The organism is Vibrio cincinnatiensis DSM 19608, from assembly GCF_900167345.1.
GTDB classification, from domain to species: domain Bacteria; phylum Pseudomonadota; class Gammaproteobacteria; order Enterobacterales; family Vibrionaceae; genus Vibrio; species Vibrio cincinnatiensis.
The window spans coordinates 46272-72124 of sequence record NZ_FUXB01000013.1 but is presented as its reverse complement, the minus strand read 5'-3'; the positions used below and the strand labels follow the sequence as shown (position 1 = coordinate 72124).

Genomic DNA, 25853 nt, shown 5'->3' with positions numbered 1-25853 from the left:
GCCTGCGCGGGGAGAACGAACGACTTAGTATGGAATGATGAACAAATCGATTATGCCTTATTTTATCGGTGCTCTTTCAAACCATGGGCTACGGGCATCAGTCATTTCAAATAATCTATGTTGACGAGACAGCATCTGCCCTCCATCACGCTGGATCGGCATCCAAGAAATAGCGGCTCGGTTAGTATTATGTTTTGCCGTCATCATCTCTAGTGGAATTGAGATATAGAAGCCTTTAGTAAAACTCCCTTCACCGAATTCATCAGCCGATAGATCGGTTTTGGTTGCGAAGGCTCCCACAATCACTCCACTGTTAAATTGTTTTGAAAAATCCACGGTAACACCGACATCTTCCGATAGGTAACGTCCGGCACTCACTTTTAATAAGCTATTATCAAACAGTGACCAAAATTGAGGTTGCCAGTACAGTGTCGCATGGCCAGTGGCTGTGCCAGTTTGTACCCGATAATAGCGGTTAATGGTGTTATCATAGTGGACTTCATCACGATAGATACCAAACACTGAGCCAGCTTCCCGTTGGGCGACATAGTTGAGATCTATACCGACTGCCCAATGTTTATCGAGTGGGCGATAGAGCCATTCACTACCTACCCCAGCAAACATACTCTCAAGGTAACCGCCGTAAAATTGGTTATAAATACCTTGCCCAACATAATCAAGGTAAGTGAGTTGGGCATGATTGAGCCTAATCGTGTCTTCTAAGTATTCACGGCTTAGCGTTCGAACACGTTTAAGATCGGTCCCATCGGGGGGAACGGTATAGTTAAATTTATCGTAGTTATCGTAAATATTGCCATAAAGGCTACCCGAAAGAAGCCAGTGATCATTAAGTCTCCAACTTGCATCGGCTCTTGCTCCAATTGCAAATAGATAGAAACTTTCTGATCCGCCAAACGACTGTTGCAGTACAGGAGAAAGCCCAAATTGCCATGGTTTATCCTGTTGGGTATGCTGGTGTCCGATGGCTGGAGAGGGATCACGTATTTCTACAGCATCACTGATTTTTCCATTGATATAAGCTTGATTGAGCACTTGATGTGCTTTATCGCTATCAATGATCACCTCGGTTAACGGCTGTTGGTTACGAGTCTCAATTATTCGGATTTGTTCGGTATCAATGCCACTATTTAGAACGACTCTAGCTAGGCGATCATAACCTTCTTGTCGATCTCGATAACGCTTTTGTTCACCCATAACGGTTACGGCTGTGTCACTTTGATAAACTCGTACTGATTGATACCCTGAAACTCTGGCAATATCTTGTGTCAGCGCTTGCCACTCTTCGTTACTCATTTCCGTACGTGGTGTGGATGGCGCATAAGCGGGTTTAGGTTCATCTAACCAGAGTGGCTTAATGTCGGAGAAATTACTATGTAGGCGCAGACCTAGATTGACGCTATTTCCTCGCTCATAGCTTAAGCGAACACTGGCCCAATCCGTTAAGGCGTAATTCATACCAAAGTTCCAAGGCGTTGACTGTGGTATGGTTATTTTTCCTGCTGTCACAGGGTAATCACTACGATAGTCGTTACCCTCATACTCTATCTTTAGCGTTAACGGCTTATAGGGTGTTTGGTATTCAATGCCACCAAATAGGGCCATACACCCAGTGAACATTCGATTTACATCAAAACTTCCACCATTACCTTTGTAGTCTGTGCCACGGCCGCAATCGCTGGAGAGGGCTTTGTCGCCGTGTACATTGCCTCGATTGCCTAAATAGCCCCAGCCGATTCCTAATGTAAAATCTAGTGGTCCCCAGCGTTTGCTGGCTGCGAGATATTCCCCATCAAATAATCCTGTCCCACCAATATCTTGAAAACCCAGTGATACTTGTGGAAGCCAATAGCTCTCTTCCCATAAGCGAATCTTGGCATCAAACGATTTGTCGGTATGCTTCGTATTACCACTAAATGAAGGGTCATTACTGTAGAGCATGTCATGGGTTTGTGCATAACGGACAGTGGTTTCTAGCCACGGAAATAACTGCACGGAAATAGTATAAAAATCATAAATATCATTATGGTTGTAGGCCGCGCTAAATTCCCCTTCTGGCTGCATACGAGCCGTTGGCATTTGCATTAACCCTGTCCCACCAAAATTAGATTGAGTATAGGTTTGAGCGCTTAATGGTAATGAACAGAGTAGCAGCCCTGCATAACTAAAACGTTTTATAGGTGTGCTCAACATCATGGTTATTCTCTCGGCAGTTGATGGCGAAGCAGTTCAACCACCTGCTGATTAATGTGTTTTAGTTCAGTGCGGTTAATCGATGAAAACAGCGTGGTTGTAAAAGGCACATAGATGATAGCCCCAGGTAACACGGTACGCGGATGTGCATTCCAATAGCCAACAGAATGCGTTTGAATCTCACCATTGGGTTGAATGATGGTGAGTTCACCCAGTGTGGTATTTATCCACTTGGCCTGTTGAGCATAATCACGAGCACTGTAGTGTGCTTTCCATTTTTGTGGTTCGGAATGATGAACCGCCCCCAAAACGGTAACCGTTTGAGAATCACTTAAGTAGGGTAGATAAAGTGCAAATTCTCCGTTTAATAAGGGGTTATGACCGCTTACCGTTCTGATCACGTCTGGGTCTAAAGGAATCAATGCTCGTTTGGCAAACCGACGTTTGCGTAGCTCGTTACGTAACTGCTGCCAGCTCGTTACTTGTGGCTCTTGAACTTTATCTTGTAACTGAGCCAGTCTTTTGAGCAGATCTTTTTGCAACGGAAAAGGTTCGTGCAAGGAAAATAATCGACTGTTCTGCCAATCAATCCTTAAAGTACTGATCGCAGGTTGCTGAGAATGTAGAGCTTGCAACACCATTGCATCGAGGCGAACTGGGCCATCTGCCTCTAACTTTATTAAAAGAGGGGGATGGGAAATGGCTACTTTGGCAGAAAAATCAGTATGAGAAATCGGCTCTTTCGCATGTAAAGTTAGACTAACGCCTAGACACCCCAGAAAACTAAGTAAGGAAATAAAACGCATAGCTTATTCTCCTGCAAAGGGCTTAGCGATGGAAAGGGAAAGGCGTGAACCATTCGGTCCCAAATATTGCTCGCTGGCGATGACTCTACCTGTCTTTGGGCTTAACCAATAACGGTTGTGATAGCGTTGTTTGCTGACGGTAAGGGTGACACTTTCTTCAACGAGTACCAAATTTTGTGAGCCCGTCGGTAAGGCTTTTTCTTGTTGACCATAAACCTTAAATTGAGACAGGGCAGGTTCAATATAGTCTTGCTTACCTTGCTGCCAATGCAGTTGATATTGCCAAGTTGTCGGAGTTTGAGCATGAAGTAAGTTTAAGCTGAGTGGATCGGGCGTATTTGCTGATAGAGCCTGAATATTACCTACCACTAAATTCACCGTTTTGGTGATACGACCGGCTTCAGTAATCAGTAACTCTTCTTGGTTAGATACCCATTTTAGGGCGAATGGGTGAGCTTTCCCTTGTTCAGCCCAAGCTAAAACAAGTAAAGCGTTAGGAGCATCATCTAAACTCACAAAGAGAGAAGCATAGGGGAGGTTTTGTGCATATTCCACTGTGGCTCGTTCATCACTCACGCCAAAGAGAGCGACAGAAAGTGTTTCTGATAGCTGTTGAGTTTGAGGCGCACAGCCAGCCAGCGTAAGCAGAATGATCAGTAATCCGTGATGAGCTAACCGCATCTCACAATCCTTAATGATGGTAAAAATCACACCCTCTTATCCAAATCTACTGGATAAGTCAGAAGGTATGGAATCTAACCACGCAATGTGTGTATTTTTCAAAAATAAAGCCGCCTAAGGCGACTTTATTCATATACAAGATAACAAACTATTATTTTTTTGAAGCAGTAATTGTTGTCGTGGTTGCTGTATCGTTATCGCTTGCTGCAACAGCGGCAACTGCTACTGCTGCTGCCATTACTGCTGCCGCAGTACTTGCTGCAACGCCACCAGCCGCTGCGCCAGCGCCTGCTGCGCCTGCAGAACCAGCACCTGCTGTGGCTGTAGTACTTGTTGTGCTACCCGCTACACCTACCGATTCAGCGGCAATTGCGCCTTGCGCCATAGCAAACGTTGCCAGCAAAACCATTGCTGTCTTTTTCATAGTAAATCCTTATTCTAACTAGTTTTAAAACATCGATGTTGTGAAATGAAAGTACACTTCACAACCTATTCTAAGGGGAATTATTAACCAATGTAAACATGGGGTGCATAAAGTTGCGCAAATAAGCTTAATTCTTTTGCTGTTCTCTATTTATTTAACCATTAAGCGTGATCTGGATCGCAATTTGTGTGAAGTTTAGAATAACATCACGATTGTGTTAATTTTTTTTGATGGATGGTTGATTAATTGCAAGCACCTTTATTGCTTTTTGTGGTTGATACCCATACACCATCTGTGCATAATCTCTGCCACATAGAAAACAGAATATTAATTCGCTCCGATCATGCGTACATAACGTAGGGCGGTAGCGTGGCTAAACAGATTCCTCAAGGGATTGTTGCTGACAACGCAGGGAACACGCATGAGAAGTAATCAAACATGCCTCTTATTAGGCCTGATTGGCTCAGGTCTACTTCCATTATCGGCCATGGCCGATTCTTATACAGGCTTAAGCCTCGCTTATAGTGATAGTGAATATCGCTCTTCTACGTGGCAAGAAGCTTCCCCCCTTTTAGCTCAAGTTCAATTGGGTTATTTTTTCTCTGACTACTTTGCCCTAGAAGGGCGCTATGCCACCAGTGTGAAGCGGGAAGATGGGTTATCTATCAGTGGGTTATCCAGCGTATTATTCAAAGCCAATATGCCTACTTCGGATCGATTGGCTATTTATGCGGTTGCTGGTTATTCACATGTTCGAGCCGATTATCATCACCAAACCAATAATGATAGCGGGATCTCTTTTGGGGTTGGGATGCACTACGCTTTAAGCCGTCAATCTGCCATTACGGCGGAATTTGTGAACTACCTTAACGGTGATGAGGTTCACTTAAATACCTTACAACTGGGTATGCAGTTTAGATTTTAAACGATAGAATTTGAGGGTCCAAGGACCATAGCATAGACTTCTTAACCACAGGAAATACCATGTTTAAAGGACGCTTTACTTTTCTTGCGCCTCTGCTGCTAAGCCTCTTTACCACATTATCATTTGCACAAAGTCCAACTCCTGAGCAGGTGCGAATGTTCCAAAATCTTCCTGCTGATCAACAGCAAGCGTTAGCGCAGCAATATGGTATTAGTTTACCGAGTTCTACGAGTAATCGCAGCCAGCCGCTACCCACGGCAGAGATTAATTCTCCTCGTCCTGAGGTTATAGAGCGTTTACCATCAGAGCAAGATCTGAGAGATACAAATCGTTCAAAGGAAGTGGGCTTAAAACGTTTTGGTCTGGAATTATTTGCCTCTTCCCCTTCTACGTTTGCCCCAGTGAGCGATGTGCCCGTTCCTTCTGATTATCGAGTGGGCCCAGGAGATGAGTTAGTTATCCAATTATTTGGTAAAGAGAATCGGACTCATCGCTTGCGAGTAAATCGTGATGGGGTCGTCAACTTTCCTGCTCTTGGTCCTATTTCTGTTGCTGGATTATCGTTCAGTGAAGTGCGTACAAGCTTAACTCAGCGAGTTCAAGAACAGATGATTGGCGTTCGTAGTGATATTACTCTTGGTGAGCTACGAACCATGCAAATTTTTGTCATGGGTGAAGCCTACAAGCCAGGAGCCTATACGGTTAGTGCTTTAACGACTATCTCACAAGCCATTTATTACAGTGGTGGATTTAGTCAAAGTGGCGCACTGCGTAATATTCAGTTAAAGCGTGATGGTCAGGTTATCCGTCAATTAGATTTATATGATCTTCTGCTAAAAGGCGACACCAGTAATGATGAACGCTTAATGCCGGGAGATGTCGTATGGATTGCACCGGTTCAACACACCATTACGGTTGAAGGTGAAGTACAACGCCCTGCTATTTATGAAGTGAAACCGGGTGAAAATTATCAAGCAATTTTAACGATAGCGGGTGGCCTAACGGCCAATGCTTTGCCAGAGCAAGCTCGGCTCCGACGTTTAGCCTCTCATGGATTACAAAAGGTTATTACTTTAGATTTAACCAAGCCGCAAGAATTGGCGACAAGTGCCGTGAATGGCGATGCATTGACGGTGAGCAAGCGTAGTAATTTAATTCAGCGTTATATCCAATTAGAAGGGGATATTACTCAACCGGGATTTGTTGAATGGAAGCCCAATAAACGTATTAGTGACCTTTTCTTCTCACTCGAAACTGCGTTTAACCCAACCGCAGATATGTACTATGCCTTGGTTGTACGGGAAATTAATCAGCAGCGAGATATTCAAGTACTGCAATTTAGTTTAGCGGATGCAATATTGAATCCTGAAGGTAAAAATAACTTAGTGCTTCATAACCGAGATAAGGTCATTGTTTTTAGTCGTGAGGGTGGTGAGTTAGACGATGGTGCTAAAAGCGATATGGTCAAATCATTTGATCAAGCTAAAAAAGAAGCTCAGCAAGATATACAACACGAAAATCAGCTGCTCAGTGAATCCAAAAGTGCTGCTCCATATTCACGTAAATCATTATTGGCCCCTGTTTTATTGCAGCTACGCCAACAAGCAACCTACAATAACCCAGCGCCTATTGCGGAACTCATTGGTGAAGTTAAATATCCAGGCCGTTATCCCATTAGCCAAAACGGTCAACTGAGTGATCTTCTTATGGCCGCTGGTGGCTTAACAGCGAACGCTTATGCTGAACATGCGGAGTTAACTCGAGGCCCAACAAGAGAGGCCCCTCAACACTCGATACTAGAAAATATCAATCTACATGATGTGCTTAAGCGCCGTGCGGATACCCTGATTTATCCTCGAGACCGACTGAATGTTTTTGAACAGCCCGGTGTTAATCATGAGCACACGGTAGTATTAAAAGGGGAAGTTAAGTTCCCTGGTATTTATACGCTTCGCAGAGGGGAAACTTTATCTCAATTACTGGAGCGTGCTGGAGGGTTAACGGAGTTTGCTCACCCACAAGGCGCGGTATTTACGCGTGAGGCATTGCGCTTGCAAGAGCAGCAGCTACTTGCTCAATACGCGGCGGATATGCGCCGTGAAGTGGCAAAAAAGACCTTTAATGTGGATAGTCGTGTATCAAGTGTCATCAATGACCCAGATAAAACCTTAGCGTTTATTGAAGAAGCCACCAAATACCGAGCATTGGGGCGCATGGTCGTACAACTTGATCAAATCATTGATGGTAATGCGAGCGCTAACTTTATGCTGGAAGATGGCGACTTCCTATTTGTACCAACCTATAGAAATACCATTTCCATTATGGGGGAAGTGCAAATGGGGATTACCTACTTGCTTGATCCTAGCTTAACTGTCAAAGATTACATTAATAAAGCGGGTGGAATGAAGAAGCAAGCCGACGATGATCGCATCTTTGTTGTTCGTGCCGATGGTTCCGTTTTTAAACCCAGTACGGGTTTTTGGTTTGGTCGGCGTAATGAAGCATTGAAAGCGGGAGATACCATCGTAGTGCCTGTTGATACCGATTACCGCGACGCACTGAATGTATGGACGGCGGCAACGCAAATCCTCTATCAAACTGGTGTCGCGGTGAATGCGTTGAAATAGGGAAAAGCAGACTCTATAAACCTAATTAATTTTATCGATCCTACTCCTAGTGCCTAGTGGTTTCCTAGGACCTAGGATTCTAGGACCTAAAAAACTCAATGGAACAACAGAAACTCACATCACCTAATTACCTAGCCTATCCACCACAACCTGCAGCGATGGCTGATGATGAAATCGATCTCCGCGAACTTTTTATTGCTCTCTGGAAAGGCAAATGGATCATCATCGCCACTACTTTTGTATTTGCTGTTGGCTCGGTCTTATTTGCTCTTAGTCAGCCAAATATTTATAAGGCCGATACGCTATTAGCTCCTGCTGAAAGCAGTGGCGGTGGTGGTTTAGCAAAAATGGCTGGGCAACTAGGAGGCTTAGCTGCCTTAGCTGCCTTAGCTGGCGTGAACCTTGGTAGTGGTGAAAGCAGTCAAACCGAGCTTGCTGCTCAAGTGATTAAGTCTCGCCGTTTTATTGAACACTTTATTGAAAAGTACGATATTTTGGTCCCGCTAATGGCAGCTAAAGGGTGGGATTTAACCACCAATCAATTGATTATTGACGATACGGTATACGATGAGCAACCCCAAACGTGGTTGCGTGAACCGAAAGGGCTACGTGGTGCAAAACCAACCGCTCAAGAAGCGCATGAAACGTTTGTTAAAGAGATACTCACCGTCTCTACTGATAAAAACAGCGGTTTATATACCGTTAGTGTTTCACACTATTCCCCTTTTATTGCTCAGCAGTGGGCCACATGGTTAGTGGAAGAGATTAACCAAGTGATGCGTGAGCGCACGATTGCCGAAACCACTCAAAATCTCAATTATCTGCAAGAGCAGTTACAAAGAACCTCGGTGGCCGATATGCAAGCTACCTTTTACAAACTGATTGAAGAACAAACGAAAAGTTTGATGCTTGCTGAAGTGCAAGATGAGTTTGTATTTAAAGTCGTTGACCCTGCTGTGGTGCCAGAGCTAAAAGATAAGCCAAGACGCGCCTTAATTTGTGTGTTAGGTACCTTACTCGGCGGCATGCTTGGCGTGGCGATGGTTTTAGTGCGGTTTGCGTTTAGGAAAGAAGACACTGAGGACCTAGGACCTAGGTCCTAGGACCCAAAAACCTTTTTCAGGAAATAATAATGAAAATTCTTGTCACCGGTGGTGCTGGCTTTATTGGCTCTGCCGTTATTCGCCATATTATTCAAAATACCAACGATAATGTGGTTAACCTTGATAAGTTGACTTACGCGGGTAATTTAGAATCGTTAGCGTTGGTTGCAGATAGTGAACGCTATGCTTTTGAGCAAGTGGACATTTGTAACCGCACTGAATTGGATCGCGTTTTTGCTTTGCATCAACCGGATGCAGTCATGCACCTTGCTGCTGAGTCCCATGTTGACCGCTCTATCGATGGCCCTGCTGCGTTTATTGAAACCAATATTGTTGGTACTTATACGCTATTAGAAGCAACTCGTAGCTACTGGAATACCTTAGACGGTGAGCGTAAAGGTGCGTTTCGTTTTCATCATATTTCAACCGATGAAGTGTATGGCGACCTGCCACACCCAGATGAAGTTGAGAATAATGATGAATGTTTAATGGTGAATGGTGAATTAACTCAAAATAATTCAACATTAAACATTAACAATTTACCCTTGTTTACTGAAACCACCGCTTATGCACCATCTAGCCCTTATTCGGCATCCAAAGCATCGAGCGATCATTTAGTTCGCGCGTGGCTACGTACTTATGGTTTACCCACCATAGTCACTAACTGTTCAAACAACTACGGCCCGTATCATTTTCCAGAGAAGCTTATTCCGCTGGTGATATTAAATGCATTAGAAGGTAAGCTATTACCAGTTTATGGTCAGGGTAATCAAATTCGTGATTGGCTGTATGTCGAAGACCATGCCCGTGCACTGTACAAAGTAGTCACTGAAGGTAAAGTAGGCGAAACCTACAACATTGGCGGCCATAATGAAAAGAAAAACGTTGAAGTAGTAGAAGCAATTTGTACCATTTTAGACGCTTTAGTGCCGAAAACGACATCCTATGCTGAGCAAATCACTTACGTGCAAGATCGCCCTGGGCACGATAGACGCTATGCGATTGATGCCAGTAAGATTGAGCGTGAATTAGGTTGGAAGCCAGAAGAAACCTTTGAATCTGGGATTCGCAAAACGGTTGAGTGGTATTTGGACAACCAAGAATGGTGCCAAAATGTTCAGGATGGTAGCTACCAACGTGAACGATTAGGCATAAACTAGCCTTCAAACTTTTTCAAACCTCTGGTTCTATGCCCTAGCTTTTCCCTAGGACCTAGGACCTATTAACCTAGGATCCTATTCTCCATGAAAGGTATTATTCTAGCTGGCGGCTCGGGCACTCGTTTATACCCACTGACTCGAGGCGTATCTAAGCAACTACTTCCCATTTATGATAAGCCAATGATCTACTATCCATTGTCTACGCTTATGTTAGCTGGTATCTCAGAAATACTAATAATAACAACGCCGGAAGACAATGAAGGCTTTAAAAGGCTACTTGGCGATGGTAGTGATTTTGGAATTACCTTAGAGTACGCTATTCAGCCCAATCCTGATGGCCTCGCTCAGGCTTTTATAATTGGTGAAAAATTTATTGCTGGGGACAACGTGTGTCTTGTACTCGGAGATAATATTTTTTATGGGCAGTCATTTGGCAGACAGTTGCAAAGAGCAAAAGAGCTAACCGAAAAAGGAATATCGACAGTCTTTGGTTATCAGGTCAAGGATCCTGAGCGTTTTGGCGTAGTAGAGTTTGATGAAAGTATGAAGGCTATTTCCATTGAGGAAAAACCTAACGTGCCTAAATCTAACTACGCAGTAACGGGGCTCTATTTTTACGACAATCGCGTTGTTGAGATGGCGAAGCAAGTAGAGCCATCCGACCGAGGTGAACTTGAAATTACTTCAGTAAACAAAATGTACCTCGACGATGGTAGCCTAAACGTTGAACTGTTAGGCAGAGGCTTTGCTTGGTTAGATACTGGTACACATGAAAGTTTGCATGAAGCGTCTTCATTTATTCAGACAATCGAACATATACAAGGTCTGAAAGTAGCCTGCCTCGAGGAAGTGGCGTGGCGAAATGGTTGGCTTTCAAATGAACATCTGTTGAAACTTGGTGAGTCAATGAAAAAAAATAAATATGGTAAATATCTAATGGGGTTAGTAGAATCAGCATGAAGAATATCCTTCTATTAGGAGAAAATGGATTTGTCGGTAACGTGGTTCTTCAAATACTACAAGCTGAGTCAAATTTATTTCTTTTACCAGAAAAAACAAAAATTGATTCTGACAGCATTAAAGATGTGATTCAGAACATCCGAGCAATTATTTCAAACAATAAGGTAGATGTTGTCGTAAATTGTATTGCAAAAGCAAATTTGGATGAATGTGAGTCAGAAAAAGAAAGTTGTAGACTTATAAACACCACTTTTGTGAAACAACTTGTTGAATTACTGCTGGAATGTAAAGATGTCAAATTGGTGCATGTTTCATCTAACGCAGTATATGATGGAGAACATGCTCCATATTCCGAAGAAAGTCCATGCTACCCGATTAACTATTATGGGCAGTGTAAATTGGAAAGCGATGAGTACATTGCCGATAACTTAGAAAACTACGCAATTGCTCGACCTATAACAGTTTACGGTCCAAAGAAAGAAGGCCAGAGAGATAACCCAGTAAGTTTCATTATAAGAAAACTGATGGATGGCGATAGCTTAACGCTCGTTGACGATAATATAGTTAATATGATTCATGTCTCCGATCTCTCAGCAGCCATAAAAAAATTAGCACTCGAAAACTATCGAGGGTTGTACAATCTTTCTGGTGATGTATCCGAATGTCGATATGATTTAGGGTATAGAGTGGCAAGGCTTATTGGGGTCAGTGAAGATAAGATCACAAAAGTTGACGGTAAGAGTTTCAAAATGGCTGCATCACGACCAAAAGATACATCTTTTGATAATTCAAAGATGAAGGCCTTATTGGGTATCAAGCCAAAAAATATAGATGAGAAGATTCTAGAAATAGTGAGTTGTGGTGAATATTAATCATTCAGATAGGCTGCTGTATAGTATTTTATTCTCTATTGCTTTGTTTTTTCTATACTTTAGTGGCGATGGGGTTTTTATAGGAAGTGTACCTGTAATTGTCGTGCTTTACGCAACTGTTGGTTTCCTGCTTTTTTTAACTCGCCTTGACTGTTCAATATATAGAGGGAATATACTCCCCCTATCATTGTTAATATGCCCCATACTGGTAACCAGTATTTGGATAGATTACAAACCTGATTACTTTATGTGGGTTATAAATGGAATTATCGGCTATATATTCCTAGTCCAGTTTCAGGCATTTCATGAGTCGGAAAGGCTAAATCAAAAGCTAATGGCCACTTTATTTCTGGCTTTTTTTCTTATTTTTTTTGTTGGAATTCACTTTCTTTCCACTACAGCTGATGGTCGAGCAAAGTTTATTTTCGGACCAAATATTTTGTATAGAGTTCAAGCTATTACTTCTCTTGCTTTACTTTTATTGTTTGACTTCAGAAGTAAATTATTAAAGCTGTCTCTTGTTTTTATAGTGAGTGCTCTTTACTTAGCCTGTTTGATAGGTATAGGTTCTAGAGGTGGAGTGATTGTTTTTCTTATCATGGCGGTTGTTTTTGCTCATTACTATTATGGACGTTTGAGCATAAAAAACACATTCACAAAACTAGTGTTTGTGTTTTCTCTTATTGCCGTGTTTGTCTATTTTAGTCCAGAGTCTATTAAAGAATATCACCCCGCTATTGATCGTTTAACATCATTTGATATAGAAGACGGTGAATCATTAAAGCTTAGATTCTCTCCAATGCAAGATCTATTTAGTGATGCGATCTTGATGGAATATCCACTGGGTATGATGTATGAGGATTTCTTTACGGCTTATGGTCAAGAAGGATTTAAGTACCCTCATAATTTCGTCCTTGAATTGATATTTTTCTTCGGTTTCATAGGACTTGCATTATCCGTGTTTATTATTCATCGGTTTTCAGTGGCTTTTTTCACTGTACCCCAAAGAAAATTTGATTTTACTGCGTATATTGCATACTCAGGTATGATTATACTTTTAGCTTCAATGTTTTCTGGGGATTTGAATGATAATTTTCCACTTCTCTCGATAGCATTGTTCTTGGCGCATATGAAAGTCCCGATTTCAGATAATAAGCAGGAAAATCGCATGAATATGCCCATGTTTAAAGGCAGGGAAACCGCATGAAGATCGTTGATATATAAGGGCTGCGAAGATGCTAAAAATTAGCTTTGAACCTATCAGTTATCCCAACTATTGAATGTAACGACATGAAATTAAAGATCGTCTTGTAGATCATTTTCGTTGTTTTGTAATAGCTCCTAGACAATATAGGAGCCTAAATATGAGCGAGTTAACCAACCCATTTATGCACTTTCAAATCATTAAAGATTATCGACAGGAAAACAAAATAGCACACAAATTATCAGATATTATTTTGCTGACAATTTGTGGTGTTTTGTCAGGCCATGATGGCTGGGATGGGATTATCGATTTTGGCAATGCTCGCTTAGATTTCCTCAAAAGCTACGGTCACTTTGAAGCGGGAATTCCTTCTGCAGATACGCTGTCTCGTGTGATGGGCATGATTAATCCGGCAGCGTTACAAAGAAGCTTTATCGCTTGGATGAAGGAGTGCCATACACTGACAGATGGAGAAGTCATCGCTATCGACGGCAAAACATTACGTGGCTCTTATGACCGCTCGAAGGGTAAAGGAACGATCCACATGGTGAATGCTTTTGCTACAGCGAACGGAATGGGTACCGGCCAACAGAAGGTTGATAGTAAAAGTAATGAAATTACCGCGATCCCCAAGCTACTTGAGTTGCTAGAGGTAAAAGGCTGCTTGATTACTATTGATGCCATGGGATGCCAAAAGAAAATAGCGCAGAAAATCCTCGATAAAGAAGCGGATTATTTGTTAGCCGTTAAAGGGAATCAGGGAATGCTTGAGCAAGCTTTTGATGATTATTTTCGAATGGAGATGCTTCAAGACTTTGACGGCAGTTCTTATAGTACTCAAGAAAAAAGTCACGGAAGAACGGAAACGAGAGTGGCTTTAGTGAACCGTGATTTATCGGTTTTAGGTGATATTGAGCATGAATGGCCCGAACTAAAATCCATGGGTATTGTTGCTTCAATTCGGCAAGAATCGGCGGTCGCCACAGAGCAAGATGTGAGTATTCGATACTACATCAGCTCTAAAGACTTAGAAGCTCAAAGATTACTGGAAGCGACGCGTTCTCATTGGGGTGTAGAAGTGATGCATTGGTCGCTTGATACCGCCTTTTGTGAGGACAATTCTCGTATAAGAGCAGACGATCGAGTAGAGGCTTTAGCCAGGATCAGGCAGATGTGTTTGAACCTATTAAAGAGTGAAACCACCTTTAAAGGTGGGATTAAACGCAAACGAATGAACTGCGCAATGGATGAAAACTACTTAAGTAAGGTTCTCGAAAGCCTTAAAGGGCGGTGATGTTCATGCGGTTTCCGTGCTCGTTGTGAAGTTTTTGACCAGCTTTGAGCCCTTATGTAGCAAGGATGTTCATGATTTTTCCGTGGGATTTTTAATGATGAACAAAAAGTTCTTTGAAAATGTGGTGCTAAACTTTGCATCTGTAATCATATCTCTGGCTGTTATACAGCTGGTTTTTCAGCCCATATTATACGAAACAAACCAGAGCTTATATCAACAGTTCAATGCCGATTTTTACTATGTGATGTTGCTTGCTAGCGTGTTGAACACTATGGCTTATAACTGCTCAATCACATTTGGTAAGGCAATAAATAACGATGGGTTAAAGATCAATACATATTATTATATTATTGCATTTTCATTATTCATAGCATGCATTTTTATACAGTTCGCTATGGGAGTGGAGATGGTTTTATTTTCCATCATATTATACCTGATAGACGCTTGTATAGGATACTTGAGAGCTGAAAAAGACAGTTTTATATTGATTTTTGTTATAATTTTTAACTCTCTAATAGCAACGGTTTACTTTGTTGTATTCAATAGGCCTTACGAAGCGTATATAGTAGCTGGATCTCTAACACTTGTGCTCTTTGGATGCTACGAGTGCTATTTTAGAGAGAGATTGAACGTATACTATTTAAAATCTTTCAATTTCATAAAAGATAAAGGACTGGCTATTTTATATTCAGGGGTTCCAACTTTTAATAGATACTTTGATAAGATTATAGTTTTATTTCTTTTTTCAAAGGCCGATGTGAAGGCCATTCTTCCATTAATTATGATATCTGGGTTGGTTAGCTTTCCTTTGAATATACTTTCAAAGATAGCGATGAGAGAGAAAAAACGAAGCTTTAATTTTTTGTTTGATGTTAAATACTTGCTGGTAGCATTTCTATTATTGATGGCTGTACTCTCCGGTATAATGGTAATGGCTTATTTCACCTACGGCTTCAATCTAGACGATAAGTTTAATTGGTTTATGGCATTGGTCATAACGCTGGCTAAATTTTGTAATGTCTTCGAAACATTAGTCTATTCAATATATAAAGGAGCGACAGACGATAAGTCAATTACTAAACATTCTGTCTTTGTTTGTTTGACAAGTGCTATTGTAATGCTGTTGGCATCAAGTTTTGGTGTAATTCTTCCGACGTTTTTTATTGTTCTTATAGTGATATATGCAGCGGTATTTCCCGTAATTCAAATTATTAGCTTGTCGAGAAAGTAAATGAAAGTTGCAATCATAGGGTCTTCAAAAACAATATTCTATCATAGCTACGGTAAGCTTTTGGAAAAGGCAGGGCATTCGGTCTGTAAAATTAACTCAAATCCAAATGTTAATTGTGATACTTCGTTTAACTATTTTTTTAATGAAGAGAACGATGTCGTTAGTACTGGTTATGGCAAAGTTGAAATAGTTAAAAGAGCTGTTAGATGGTTTCTACGTAAAATCGGTATCGAGTCATCGAGTTTAGTTCAAAATATTGTAGAGAAGAGAAGTAATGATTCAATTCTAAGTAAAGAGCAGAGCGACAGGCTTTATATGCATCTAAGTGATTTTAATCCAGATGTGATTTTGTTTTTTTGGGGGACGACCCTAAAGAAAGAAGCGAAGGCTTTAAATAATTTCAACTCGAAAAAATTACTAATTGTTAACACTTATCCTGTGCGTACAAAATTCGATAGCGCCCAAAGTAACCCATTTAGAACTGTTGATAAAGACTACTTTTCTTTGTTTGATGGATTGGTTCTCACTTCTAAGTCGATGTTTGATTTCTTCTCTGAGTCAGGGTTTATACATCAAAACCAGAAAGTGACTATTAATGCTGATTTTATAGAAATGGAGATTGTTGAAGAATCGAAAACAGGTCTGACTTCTAAAAGCAATAAAGTCATTTTTTTGGGAAATACTGACTTTTGTCAACGGACACTTGATGACGTTTCGGAACACATTTTGGATTTGGCAAAATCGGGTATTGAAGTACACATTCAATCCGGTGGAAGTTTGATTTCTCATGAAAATATAAAAGAGTTCACCCCTTTTAACTTTCAAGAAATCCTTGAAGGTAAATTAAGCGCATTCATAAACCGCTTCGACGGTGTGATTTACGCGTACAATGACCCTAGTAAACTTCGCTATAACATGTCAATCACTACAAGGTTACTCTTGGCAGAGTCTGCACTCGTTCCGGTTTATATATACGGAGAAATGCCTGATTCGATTAGAGACAATAATTTGGATTTGCAGGCTTATTCATATTCAACAATCGATGATTTACGCAATTTGATTGATAGTAAAAAATCGAAGATGGAACTAGGCCGTCAGCAAGAAAGAAAAATTAGATTTTTGAATTTTATTGAGAGTGTTTATGAAAGTTACGACGACTGATATTAACGGGTTACTAGTTATTGAACCAAGGGTTTTCGGTGACTCTAGGGGTTTTTTTCTCGAAAGCTGGAAAGAAAGTAAGTTCGATGAACTAGTCGGTAAACCTGTTCATTTCGTACAAGATAATCATTCTAAATCCGATGCTGGGACGCTCAGAGGTTTACACATACAAACAGAGAATCCTCAAGGTAAACTTGTGCGTGTAGTTAGTGGTTCTGTGTTTGATGTGGCAGTAGATTTGAGAGAAGGCTCAAGTACGTATGGCAAATGGTATGGTGTTGTACTGTCAGCAGAAAATAAGAAGCAACTATGGATTCCGAGAGGTTTCGCCCACGGTTTCTTGGCGCTGGAAGACGGTACAGAGTTTTTGTACAAATGCGATGATTATTATAATCCAAGCAGTGAATTCAGTATTCAATGGAATGACAAAGAAGTCGGCATTAACTGGGAGCAATTCGGCGTTGTGAGCAATTTAAAAATTTCAGATAAGGATGCTAACGGCATTAGCTTGAATGAGTTTACTGATTTGGGCTTTAAGCTATAAGAAGGTGAATAGTGAAGGTATTATATTTACACCAGTATTTTGCTACACCTAATTCAAATGCTGGCACCCGTTCGTATGAAATGGCTAAGCGACTCATTGCTAAAGGTCATGATGTAACATTTGTTACTACTTCGGCATTTCTGACGGTAGAGCAACCACTTTCGACTGGGTGGAATTACATCGAATTGGAAGGGATAAAACTCCACGTTCTCCATCTTCCGTATTCTAATAGCGACTCTTATTTAATGAGGATTTTTAAGTTTGTACAATTTTGTATTAGAGCGATTCCAAAGGCTATGAAAGTAAAGGCCGATGTTGTTTTAGCAACTAGTACGCCTCTTACTATAGCTATTCCTGGAGTAATTTGTTCGAAATATCATAGAATTCCTTTGGTTTTTGAAGTTCGCGATCTATGGCCAGAGCTTCCTATTGCGATAGGTGCCCTGAAAAACCCAATTTTGATAAAAATGGCACAGTTCTTGGAAAAGTTCGCATACCGAAATTCCACTAGGTTAGTAGGCTTATCTCCTGGTATGTGTGCTGGTATCGAAAAGCACGGAATCCCTCCAGAGAAGATTACACTTGCCACGAATAGCTGCGATACAGATTTATTTGATGTGAGTGAGAATATTGGTCTTGCATATAAAGAAAGCAAACTACCTTTTGTCGGTAAGAAAAAACTAGTAGTTTACACTGGCACCTTCGGTCCAATAAATGATGTCGCATATATTGTTCATTTAGCCAAGGCTTCACTGGATCAGTCATTAAACACATGTTTTGTCGCTATTGGTGCTGGTATGCAGAAGAGTGATGTAGTTAAGTTAGCACTTGACCTTGGAGTGCTAAATAAAAATTTATTTATATTAGACCCTGTAGCAAAAACAGAAATTGTTGAACTTCTATCTGCGGCTGACCTATCTATTTCATTATTTGGCCCAATAAAAGAAATGTGGAATAACTCTGCTAACAAACTATTTGATGCACTGGCGTCTGGCACTCCAATAGCTATTAATTACGGTGGATGGCAAAAAGAGTTTATAGAAGAGCGCTCTTGTGGTTTAGTTCTAGATAACAATTACTTACAGTCAGCTATGAAAATTGATAGTTTTTTAAATGATGAGGTTAGATGCGCTTTAGCAAAAGTTGCATGTAATGATTTGGCTTATAACTATTATTCTCGAGATATTATGGCAGATCGCCTCGAAAGTGCACTCTTGGAGGCTGTAAATGTTAAAAAGGAAATTTGATATTGTTGTCTCATTGATGATTTTGTTATTTTTATCACCAATAATCGCTATTGTTGCTTGGAAAATCCGCAAAAACCTTGGCTCGCCAGTGTTGTTTCGTCAAACTCGCCCCGGCTTAAACGGAAAGCCGTTTGAAATGGTTAAGTTCCGTACCATGAAAGATGCGGTCGATTCAAAAGGGAATCCACTTCCTGATTCCGAGCGAATGACCCCGTTTGGAGACAAGTTGAGAAATTCAAGCCTTGATGAACTTCCGGAGTTGTGGAATGTATTGAAAGGTGAGATGAGTTTAGTGGGGCCACGTCCTTTATTAATGCAGTACTTGCCACTTTATAGTAAAGAGCAAGCACGTCGCCATGAAGTCCGTCCAGGGTTGACCGGGTGGGCACAAATTAATGGGCGCAATGCGATCAACTGGGAAGATAAATTTAAGTTCGATGTTTGGTATGTGGATAATCACTCTTTTTGGCTAGATATTAAGATTTTGGTTCTAACGGTAAAAAAAGTCTTTGTAAAAGAGGGGATTTCAGCCGAAGATCATGTAACAATGCCTGAGTTTAAAGGTAATAATAATGAAAAGTAATGTTCTTGTATCATCCGCAGGGCGTAGGGTTGAGCTTGTCGATGCTTTTAAGCTGTCACTAATAAAATATATACCTCAGGCTAAAGTTTTTTGCTCGGACATAAATCCGGAACTTTCTTCTGCATGTCAAGTAGCGGATGGTAGCTTTTCAGTTCCAAGGGTGACAGAAGATGGGTATATTGATTATTTATTAAATCTATGTGAGAAAGAAGAAATTGGTTTAGTTATTCCTACTATTGATACGGAGTTACTAGCATTAGCCAAAAATCGTCATCGATTTTTAATGCAAGGAACTCAGGTTATAATATCTGATGATTTATTGATTACTTATTGTCGTGATAAAAGAAAAACAGCTGAATTGTTTGGTAGCTTGAATATTGACCAACCTAAAATACTAGATCGAGCAAAACTGACATATCCCTGCTTTTGTAAACCCTATGATGGAAGCTGCAGTATAGGGGCGGTAGCTTTATTTTCGGATTCAGATCTAACGCGAATTATATTAGATAACCCTAAAAATATGTTTATGGAATTGATTCCTAAATCATACAGTGAATACACAATCGATGCTTACTATTCAAAAGACAGCACCTTAAAGTGTTTGGTGCCTAGAAAACGTTTAGAAGTTCGAGGTGGAGAAGTAAGCAAAGGTGTCACACGCAATAATTTTGTCTACGACTATCTTCTTAATAAAGTAAAAGAACTAAAAGGTGCCCGCGGTTGCATAACTTTTCAACTATTCGTAAATGAAGAAACACAATCAATTAAGGGGTTGGAAATTAATCCTCGCTTCGGTGGTGGCTATCCTTTAGCTCATAGTGCAGGAGCTCACTATACAGACTGGCTTGTCAGAGAATTCTTGAAAAATGAAGATATAGACTTTTTTGACAGTTGGGAGCCTAATCTTGTTATGTTGCGATATGATGCAAAGGTGCTAGTTCGTGAAAGTCGATAAGTCAGCAGTTTGGGTATTTGATCTTGATGATACTCTTTACCCGGAAAGGGAGTATCAAGTATCAGGGTATCGACATATTGCAGAACATTTGAAAATGTTGTTTAAAGTAGACATATCTCAAATAATTGAAACGGCTGATGAGCAAGGAAAAAATGTGTTAGATGCAATTTGTCATACACTATCTATGTCTGAATCGGCAAAAGAAAGCCTTTTGTGGATGTACCGACTCCATGTACCAGATATTCAGTTAAGGCCAAAAATCAAGGAAGTATTGGATATAATTCAATCCAATTATTCAATCGCTATTATTACTGATGGGAGAAGTATATCTCAGAGAAATAAGCTGCTTGCTTTAGGGTTAGAAAACATTGAAACCTTTGTTTCAGAAGAATGGAATGAAGTTAAGCCTGGAAAATTACGTTTTCAAGAAGTTGAAAAACGTTATAGTGATGCCAAACAGTTTATCTATGTTGGGGACAACGTAAAGAAAGATTTTGTCACCCCCAATCGAATGGGATGGATCACGATTGGTATTAAAGATGCTGGTTACAATATTCATTCTCAAAACCTCAGAACTGTTGAATCATCATATTTGCCTAAAATTTGGATTGACTCTGTTTCTAATATTCAGGATTTTTTATGTTAAATACCCCATTTTCTCCATGGCCAAGCTTCACTCAAGTAGAGGTCGATGCAGTCAGCCGTGTGCTGCTGTCAAACAAAGTAAACTACTGGACAGGTAACGAGTGCCGTGAGTTTGAAAAAGAGTTCGCAGCCTGGGCAGGCTGTGAATACGCGATTGCGCTAAGTAATGGCACGCTCGCGCTCGATGTGGCCTTAAAAGCCTTGGGTGTTGGCGAAGGGGATGAAGTGATCACCACTTCACGCACTTTCTTGGCCTCTGCTTCTGCGATTGTCACCGCTGGGGCAAACCCAGTGTTTGCGGATGTCGATCTCAACAGCCAAAACATCACCGCAGAAACCATTGATGCTGTCGTCACTAAAAAAACCAAAGCTGTGATTGTGGTGCATTTGGCGGGTATGCCAGCCGAAATGGACGCAATTATGGCACTCGCCGCCGAGCGCGGTTTTTATGTGATTGAAGATTGCGCCCAAGCGCATGGCGCGAAATACAAAGGCCGTAGTGTCGGCACTATCGGGCATATTGGCGCTTGGTCATTCTGCCAAGATAAAATCATGACCACCGGCGGTGAAGGTGGCATGGTGACGACAAATGACCATGCGCTTTGGTCAACCATGTGGTCTTACAAGGATCACGGTAAAAGCTATGATGCGGTATACAACCGTCAGCACCCGCCGGGCTTTCGTTGGTTGCATGAAAGTTTTGGTACCAACTGGCGTATGACTGAGTTACAAGGCGTGATTGGTCGTATTCAGCTTAAACGTATGGCAGAATGGACGGCTAAGCGTCAGCACAATGGGCGAATGATTGATGAGGCAGTTTCAGATTTATCGATTGTTCGTTCGGTTGAAGTGGCGGATTATATTGAACATGCAGAATATAAGCATTACCTATTTGTTAACCCTGAACAATTAAAAGATGATTGGAGTCGAGATCAAATTGTTGAAGAAATTAACGCTTGTGGTGTACCGGTATACCAAGGTAGTTGTTCGGAGATTTATCTTGAAAAAGCTTTTGATAACACACCTTGGCGTCCTAAAAAGCGTCTTAAAAATGCAGTAGTTTTAGGTGATTCAAGTCTGATGTTCTTAGTTCATCCGACGTTAACCGAGGATGAAATGCAGAAAACATGTCGTGTACTTCGAGAAGTCCTGCTACGAGCGCAGAAAGGTCAGTAGTACTTGTGTTTATATAGTTACTGTTCATAAAACATTGACTAAGGCAGCTTTGTGGCTGTCTTATGATTAAGCACAAATTGTATTGTTTTAGTATTGTGATGTACTTTCTACTATCTCTAATAGTCTCAATTCCTATGTTCATGCGGTTTCCGTGGGTATGTTCATGATTTTTTCGTGTTATATTTGGTATTTTGGGAAAATACTGACTTGAAAAAGCTGTTCTTCTTATATCGCAGGGCGGCTCAACATGTTTTTATATAAAAAGAAGAAGTGCATTCAGCGCTGTTATAGTGATAGTCAGTCAGGACTATATAAAAGTATTCGCAAAATAGAGATACATTATGGATAAGTTGGCTTATATTTGGTCATTATCGAGGGGGCACAAGCGTTTGATTAGCTTGGCAATCGATACGATTTTAATCATTTTTTCTTTTTTTGCTGCATTGTGGGTAAGGTTGGGGGAAATTGTGCTTCCTTCTTCTGGTGTCGAAGTCGGGGTTTTAGTTGGAACCTTGTTCATCACATTGATAGCTTTTGCCCGTTTAGGTCTTTACCGTGCGGTATTACGCTATTTAACTTTTCATGCCTTGATGGTTATTACCATGGGGGCGGCTATTTCTGCGGTTACCTTAACCTCTTTCGCTTATTATCTAAATGCTGCTATCCCAAGAACAGTCCCGTTAATTTATTTAACGTTTTTGGTGCTGTTTTGTGGAGGGGCGAGAATGTTAGTTCGTTCTCTGATTGTTCAGTCGCAATGTAAAAACATTCGGGAACAAGTACTTATTTACGGCGCGGGTAGTACGGGGAGGCAGTTAGCCATAGCCTTGCGTAACTCTCCTCAGTATCAAATAAAAGCTTTCTTGGATAATGATCCTTCGCTGGCTCATACCATTATTCAAGGGGTCACGGTTTACCCCTCTGCTTTAGTGCAGGATCTGGTTGCAAAGTATCAAATTGATAAAATTTTATTGGCTATGCCAAGAACGAGCCGATCAGAAAGAAAGCAAATCATTGATGAATTGCTTCACTTACCGGTTGAAGTGCTAACCGTGCCAGACTTTACCGACATTGTGGAAGGAAACGCGACGGTTGATGAATTAAAAGATGTCGCAATAGAAGATCTGCTCGGGCGTGATCCTGTTGCACCTGATTCTTGTTTAATGAAGTCGAATATTCATGGCAAAGTGGTCATGGTAACGGGAGCGGGGGGATCGATTGGTTCTGAATTATGCCGACAAATTGTGATGCAAAAGCCGAATTCTCTGATTTTGTTTGAGCTTTCTGAGTTTGCTTTGTACCAGATTGATAAAGAGCTGAGCCAGTGGGTTGAGGCAGAACAATTGCAGATAGAGATTATTCCTCTACTGGGCTCTGTTCAGCGAGTCAATCGATTGTGTGCCACGATGAAAGCGTTTGGCGTTCAAACGGTTTATCATGCTGCGGCTTATAAACACGTTCCTCTTGTTGAGTACAATGTGGTCGAAGGGGTTCGTAATAACGTATTTGGTACTTATTATTGTGCTAAAGCGGCAATTGAATCAGGTGTTGAGTCTTTTGTTTTAATATCCACTGATAAAGCGGTGCGCCCAACGAATGTGATGGGAACCACGAAGCGTATGGCTGAGTTAGCATTACAAGCTTTAGCCGAGAAAGAAAATCAGAAATCGAAAGGTACGCGTTTCTGTATGGTTCGATTTGGTAATGTTCTTGGTTCTTCAGGTTCGGTTATCCCCTTATTTAAACGTCAAATTGCGGAAGGCAAACCTATTACGGTCACTCACCCAGAAATTATTCGCTACTTTATGACCATTCCTGAAGCGGCTCAGTTAGTGATCCAAGCGGGAGCCATGGGGAAAGGGGGCGATGTGTTTGTATTAGACATGGGTGAGCCAGTTAAAATTGTCGATTTAGCTAAAAACTTAATTCGTTTATCTGGCTTAGAAGTGAAATCCGCAGAGAATCCTGGTGGAGATATTGAAATCAAGTTTACGGGGTTACGCCCGGGAGAAAAACTCTATGAGGAGTTGCTGATTGGCGATAATGTTCAAGGAACAGAGCATGAGCGAATTATGACAGCTAATGAACGTTTTTTACCGTTAAATGAGTTTTCTGGGATTTTGGACCATTTAGATAAAGCCTGTCATGAATTTGATCATGAAGCGATTCGGAAAATTTTACTAGAAACACCAACAGGGTTTAATCCCACCGATGGTATTGGTGATTTAGTTTGGAATGCGAAACAGAAGCGATATAACGCGGATTCAAAGATTGTTAAGTTGAAAACATCACAAACGGCATAAAATGATCTTGAAGAGTTAATAAGGCCCACATTGTTGGGCCTTTTTTTATTTTTAGGGGTTTATCAATGATATTTCATTCATATTTTTATGATAACAGTATGTCGTTCAAGAAAGGTAAAACATGAAATCGCTTGAACGAATCAGTGACGTCGAATCTATAATGATATGCCTATGTTATGTTTGATTATTCATAATACATAGCGTAAGGCAAAGGACATGCAACTGATTCATCATGGTGGAAAGCATACGGTTACGGGCTCTTGTCATGAGCTGCGATCTCATAACATGGCGGTGTTAATCGACTGTGGCTTGTTTCAAGGTAAAGATGCGGTGACGGCGGATCTTGATTTTCCGGTTGAGCATATTGATGTACTGATTTTAACCCACGCACATATTGACCATATTGGTCGCCTCCCTTGGTTATTGGCGGCGGGTTTTCAGGGCCCGATTTATTGTACGCCGGCTACGGCAGAATTAGTCCCTTTGATGTTAGAAGACGGTTTAAAACTGCAATTAGGGTTAAGCCGCCGACAAATTCAGCAAATATTAGACCTCATCCAACAGCGTATTCATGCGGTAGATTATGGCCAGTGGATAACGCTTAACTCCGCTAACCATACAGTTCCTAACACTCCTCCTTCTTCTCTTTCTCAATCCTCACTGTCTGTTCGATTTAATCCCGCGGGCCATATCCTTGGCTCTGCCTATGTTGAAGTTATGCTACCAACTCAAGAGGTGGTGGTGTTTTCGGGTGATTTAGGGCCCAGTAATACACCACTTTTACCGGATCCTAAACCACCGAAACGTGCCGATTACTTAGTGATTGAAACCACTTATGGTCATCGTGAGCATGAGGGTGTCGAGTATCGCGCTCAACAACTGCGGGCTATTATTGAACGCTCACTGGCTGATGGTGGCACAATTTTGATTCCTGCATTTAGTGTGGGGCGTACTCAAGAGTTGCTGTTTGATATTGAGCGTTTAGTTTACGAGAAGCAGATTGATGCTGATTTACCGATCATCCTTGATTCGCCAATGGCGCAGAAAGTGACCCAATCTTATCGACGGTTTAAAGCGCTTTGGGGGCAAGAAGCGAAAGAGCGATTAGAGAAACATCGACACCCATTGGCGTTTGAACAATGTATTCAAATTACGGATTATCGAAGCCATCAAGCTTTAGTCAATCGTTTAGCTTCAACCGGAGAGCCTGCTATTGTGGTCGCAGCATCGGGGATGTGTGAAGGTGGGCGAATCGTCGATTATTTAAAAGCGTTGTTGAGTGATTCTCGAACAGATGTGATTTTTGCTGGCTTTCAAGCCGAAGGAACGCTAGGCCGAGCCATTCAGCAAGGGGAACCTGTGGTGTGTATGGATGGGGAGGAAGTTGAAATTAATGCCAATATTCATGTGATGTCGGGGTATTCGGCACATGCCGATCAATCAGAGCTATTGCACTTTATTGACGGTATTGAGGAAAAGCCGCAGCAGATCCATCTTATCCACGGCGAACGGGAAGCCCAATGTGCTTTTGCTGCTCTGTTAAGAGAAAAAGGCTATTCGGTTGTGGAGTAGCGAGTCATTCTATTGATTCATTGAACGTGTACCATTCCCGCACTAGCGGGAATCTATGTATGGGTGGGCGTGTAAGGTGCTATAAAGGTGTAAACATCCTTTTCGTACCATGATAAAATTTTGTGCAATAAGCATTCAGGCCGAATAGTGGCCTGTTCGACTTTCTAAA

22 protein-coding genes are annotated in these 25853 nt (G+C 41.2%); 18 read left to right on the top strand and 4 right to left on the bottom strand.

The features are described 5' to 3' along the window. Positions 1-57: 57 nt before the first annotated feature. The 4 genes from B5D54_RS12690 to B5D54_RS17230 form a co-directional block, all read right to left on the bottom strand. Positions 58-2214, bottom strand: a complete 2157-nt coding sequence (locus B5D54_RS12690; RefSeq protein ID WP_115174036.1) for a YjbH domain-containing protein — start codon at positions 2212-2214, stop codon at positions 58-60. Between the two features lie 2 nt (positions 2215-2216). After that, on the bottom strand, positions 2217-3017 hold the full coding sequence (locus B5D54_RS12685; RefSeq protein ID WP_078926937.1) for a capsule biosynthesis GfcC family protein: 801 nt from the start codon (positions 3015-3017) through the stop codon (positions 2217-2219). Positions 3018-3020: 3 nt separating this feature from the next. Continuing rightward, positions 3021-3698, bottom strand: a complete 678-nt coding sequence (locus tag B5D54_RS12680; protein ID WP_054104322.1) for a YjbF family lipoprotein — start codon at positions 3696-3698, stop codon at positions 3021-3023. A 151-nt stretch (positions 3699-3849) separates the two neighbouring features. Further along, positions 3850-4122, bottom strand: a complete 273-nt coding sequence (locus B5D54_RS17230; protein WP_078926936.1) for a hypothetical protein — start codon at positions 4120-4122, stop codon at positions 3850-3852. Positions 4123-4543: 421 nt separating this feature from the next. Here B5D54_RS17230 and B5D54_RS12670 point away from each other — a divergent pair, with 421 nt between their 5' ends. From B5D54_RS12670 to B5D54_RS12585, 18 genes are all read left to right on the top strand, one after another. Continuing rightward, complete coding sequence (locus tag B5D54_RS12670; protein ID WP_078926935.1) at positions 4544-5047, top strand: outer membrane beta-barrel protein; 504 nt, start codon at positions 4544-4546, stop codon at positions 5045-5047. 59 nt (positions 5048-5106) lie between these two features. Then, the gene (locus B5D54_RS12665) at positions 5107-7674 is read left to right on the top strand and encodes an SLBB domain-containing protein (RefSeq protein ID WP_078926934.1); all 2568 of its coding nucleotides are present in this window, start codon (positions 5107-5109) and stop codon (positions 7672-7674) included. Between the two features lie 98 nt (positions 7675-7772). Then, complete coding sequence (locus tag B5D54_RS12660; RefSeq protein ID WP_078926933.1) at positions 7773-8777, top strand: Wzz/FepE/Etk N-terminal domain-containing protein; 1005 nt, start codon at positions 7773-7775, stop codon at positions 8775-8777. 29 nt (positions 8778-8806) lie between these two features. Next, entirely contained in the window at positions 8807-9937 is a 1131-nt protein-coding gene (locus B5D54_RS12655; RefSeq protein WP_078926932.1) for a dTDP-glucose 4,6-dehydratase, read from the top strand. Between the two features lie 84 nt (positions 9938-10021). Further along, positions 10022-10897: a glucose-1-phosphate thymidylyltransferase RfbA gene (gene rfbA / locus B5D54_RS12650; protein ID WP_078926931.1), complete on the top strand. Its 876-nt coding sequence runs from the start codon at positions 10022-10024 to the stop codon at positions 10895-10897. Further along, positions 10894-11769, top strand: coding sequence for an SDR family oxidoreductase (locus B5D54_RS12645; protein WP_078926930.1), 876 nt, complete (start codon positions 10894-10896; stop codon positions 11767-11769). The genes rfbA and B5D54_RS12645 overlap by 4 nt, the downstream gene beginning before the upstream one ends. Then, positions 11759-12976, top strand: coding sequence for an O-antigen ligase family protein (locus tag B5D54_RS12640; RefSeq protein WP_078926929.1), 1218 nt, complete (start codon positions 11759-11761; stop codon positions 12974-12976). The genes B5D54_RS12645 and B5D54_RS12640 overlap by 11 nt, the downstream gene beginning before the upstream one ends. 157 nt (positions 12977-13133) lie before the next feature. Further along, complete coding sequence (locus B5D54_RS12635) at positions 13134-14267, top strand: ISAs1 family transposase (protein WP_078926928.1); 1134 nt, start codon at positions 13134-13136, stop codon at positions 14265-14267. 94 nt (positions 14268-14361) lie between these two features. Next, positions 14362-15498, top strand: a complete 1137-nt coding sequence (locus B5D54_RS12630; protein ID WP_078926927.1) for a hypothetical protein — start codon at positions 14362-14364, stop codon at positions 15496-15498. After that, positions 15499-16659, top strand: a complete 1161-nt coding sequence (locus B5D54_RS12625; protein WP_078926926.1) for a hypothetical protein — start codon at positions 15499-15501, stop codon at positions 16657-16659. Beyond that, positions 16640-17203 carry a dTDP-4-dehydrorhamnose 3,5-epimerase gene (gene rfbC / locus B5D54_RS12620; protein WP_078926925.1) on the top strand — a complete coding sequence of 188 codons (564 nt, stop codon included), beginning with the start codon at positions 16640-16642 and terminating at the stop codon, positions 17201-17203. The genes B5D54_RS12625 and rfbC overlap by 20 nt, the downstream gene beginning before the upstream one ends. Before the next feature lie 11 nt (positions 17204-17214). Continuing rightward, a complete protein-coding gene (locus tag B5D54_RS12615) occupies positions 17215-18450 on the top strand; it encodes a glycosyltransferase family 4 protein (RefSeq protein ID WP_078926924.1) in 1236 nt (411 codons plus the stop codon). Continuing rightward, positions 18431-19033, top strand: coding sequence for a sugar transferase (locus B5D54_RS12610; RefSeq protein WP_078926923.1), 603 nt, complete (start codon positions 18431-18433; stop codon positions 19031-19033). The genes B5D54_RS12615 and B5D54_RS12610 overlap by 20 nt, the downstream gene beginning before the upstream one ends. Further along, positions 19023-19988, top strand: coding sequence for an ATP-grasp domain-containing protein (locus B5D54_RS12605; protein ID WP_115174034.1), 966 nt, complete (start codon positions 19023-19025; stop codon positions 19986-19988). The genes B5D54_RS12610 and B5D54_RS12605 overlap by 11 nt, the downstream gene beginning before the upstream one ends. Beyond that, positions 19975-20634 (top strand): HAD family hydrolase, encoded by a 660-nt coding sequence (locus B5D54_RS12600; RefSeq protein ID WP_078926921.1) that lies wholly within the window; start codon positions 19975-19977, stop codon positions 20632-20634. Before B5D54_RS12605 ends, B5D54_RS12600 begins: the two co-directional genes overlap by 14 nt. Continuing rightward, complete coding sequence (locus B5D54_RS12595) at positions 20628-21809, top strand: DegT/DnrJ/EryC1/StrS family aminotransferase (protein ID WP_078926920.1); 1182 nt, start codon at positions 20628-20630, stop codon at positions 21807-21809. Before B5D54_RS12600 ends, B5D54_RS12595 begins: the two co-directional genes overlap by 7 nt. A gap of 341 nt (positions 21810-22150) precedes the next feature. Continuing rightward, on the top strand, positions 22151-24112 hold the full coding sequence (locus tag B5D54_RS12590) for a nucleoside-diphosphate sugar epimerase/dehydratase (protein ID WP_078926919.1): 1962 nt from the start codon (positions 22151-22153) through the stop codon (positions 24110-24112). 216 nt (positions 24113-24328) lie between these two features. Continuing rightward, entirely contained in the window at positions 24329-25684 is a 1356-nt protein-coding gene (locus tag B5D54_RS12585; RefSeq protein WP_078926918.1) for an MBL fold metallo-hydrolase RNA specificity domain-containing protein, read from the top strand. Positions 25685-25853 lie beyond the last annotated feature (169 nt).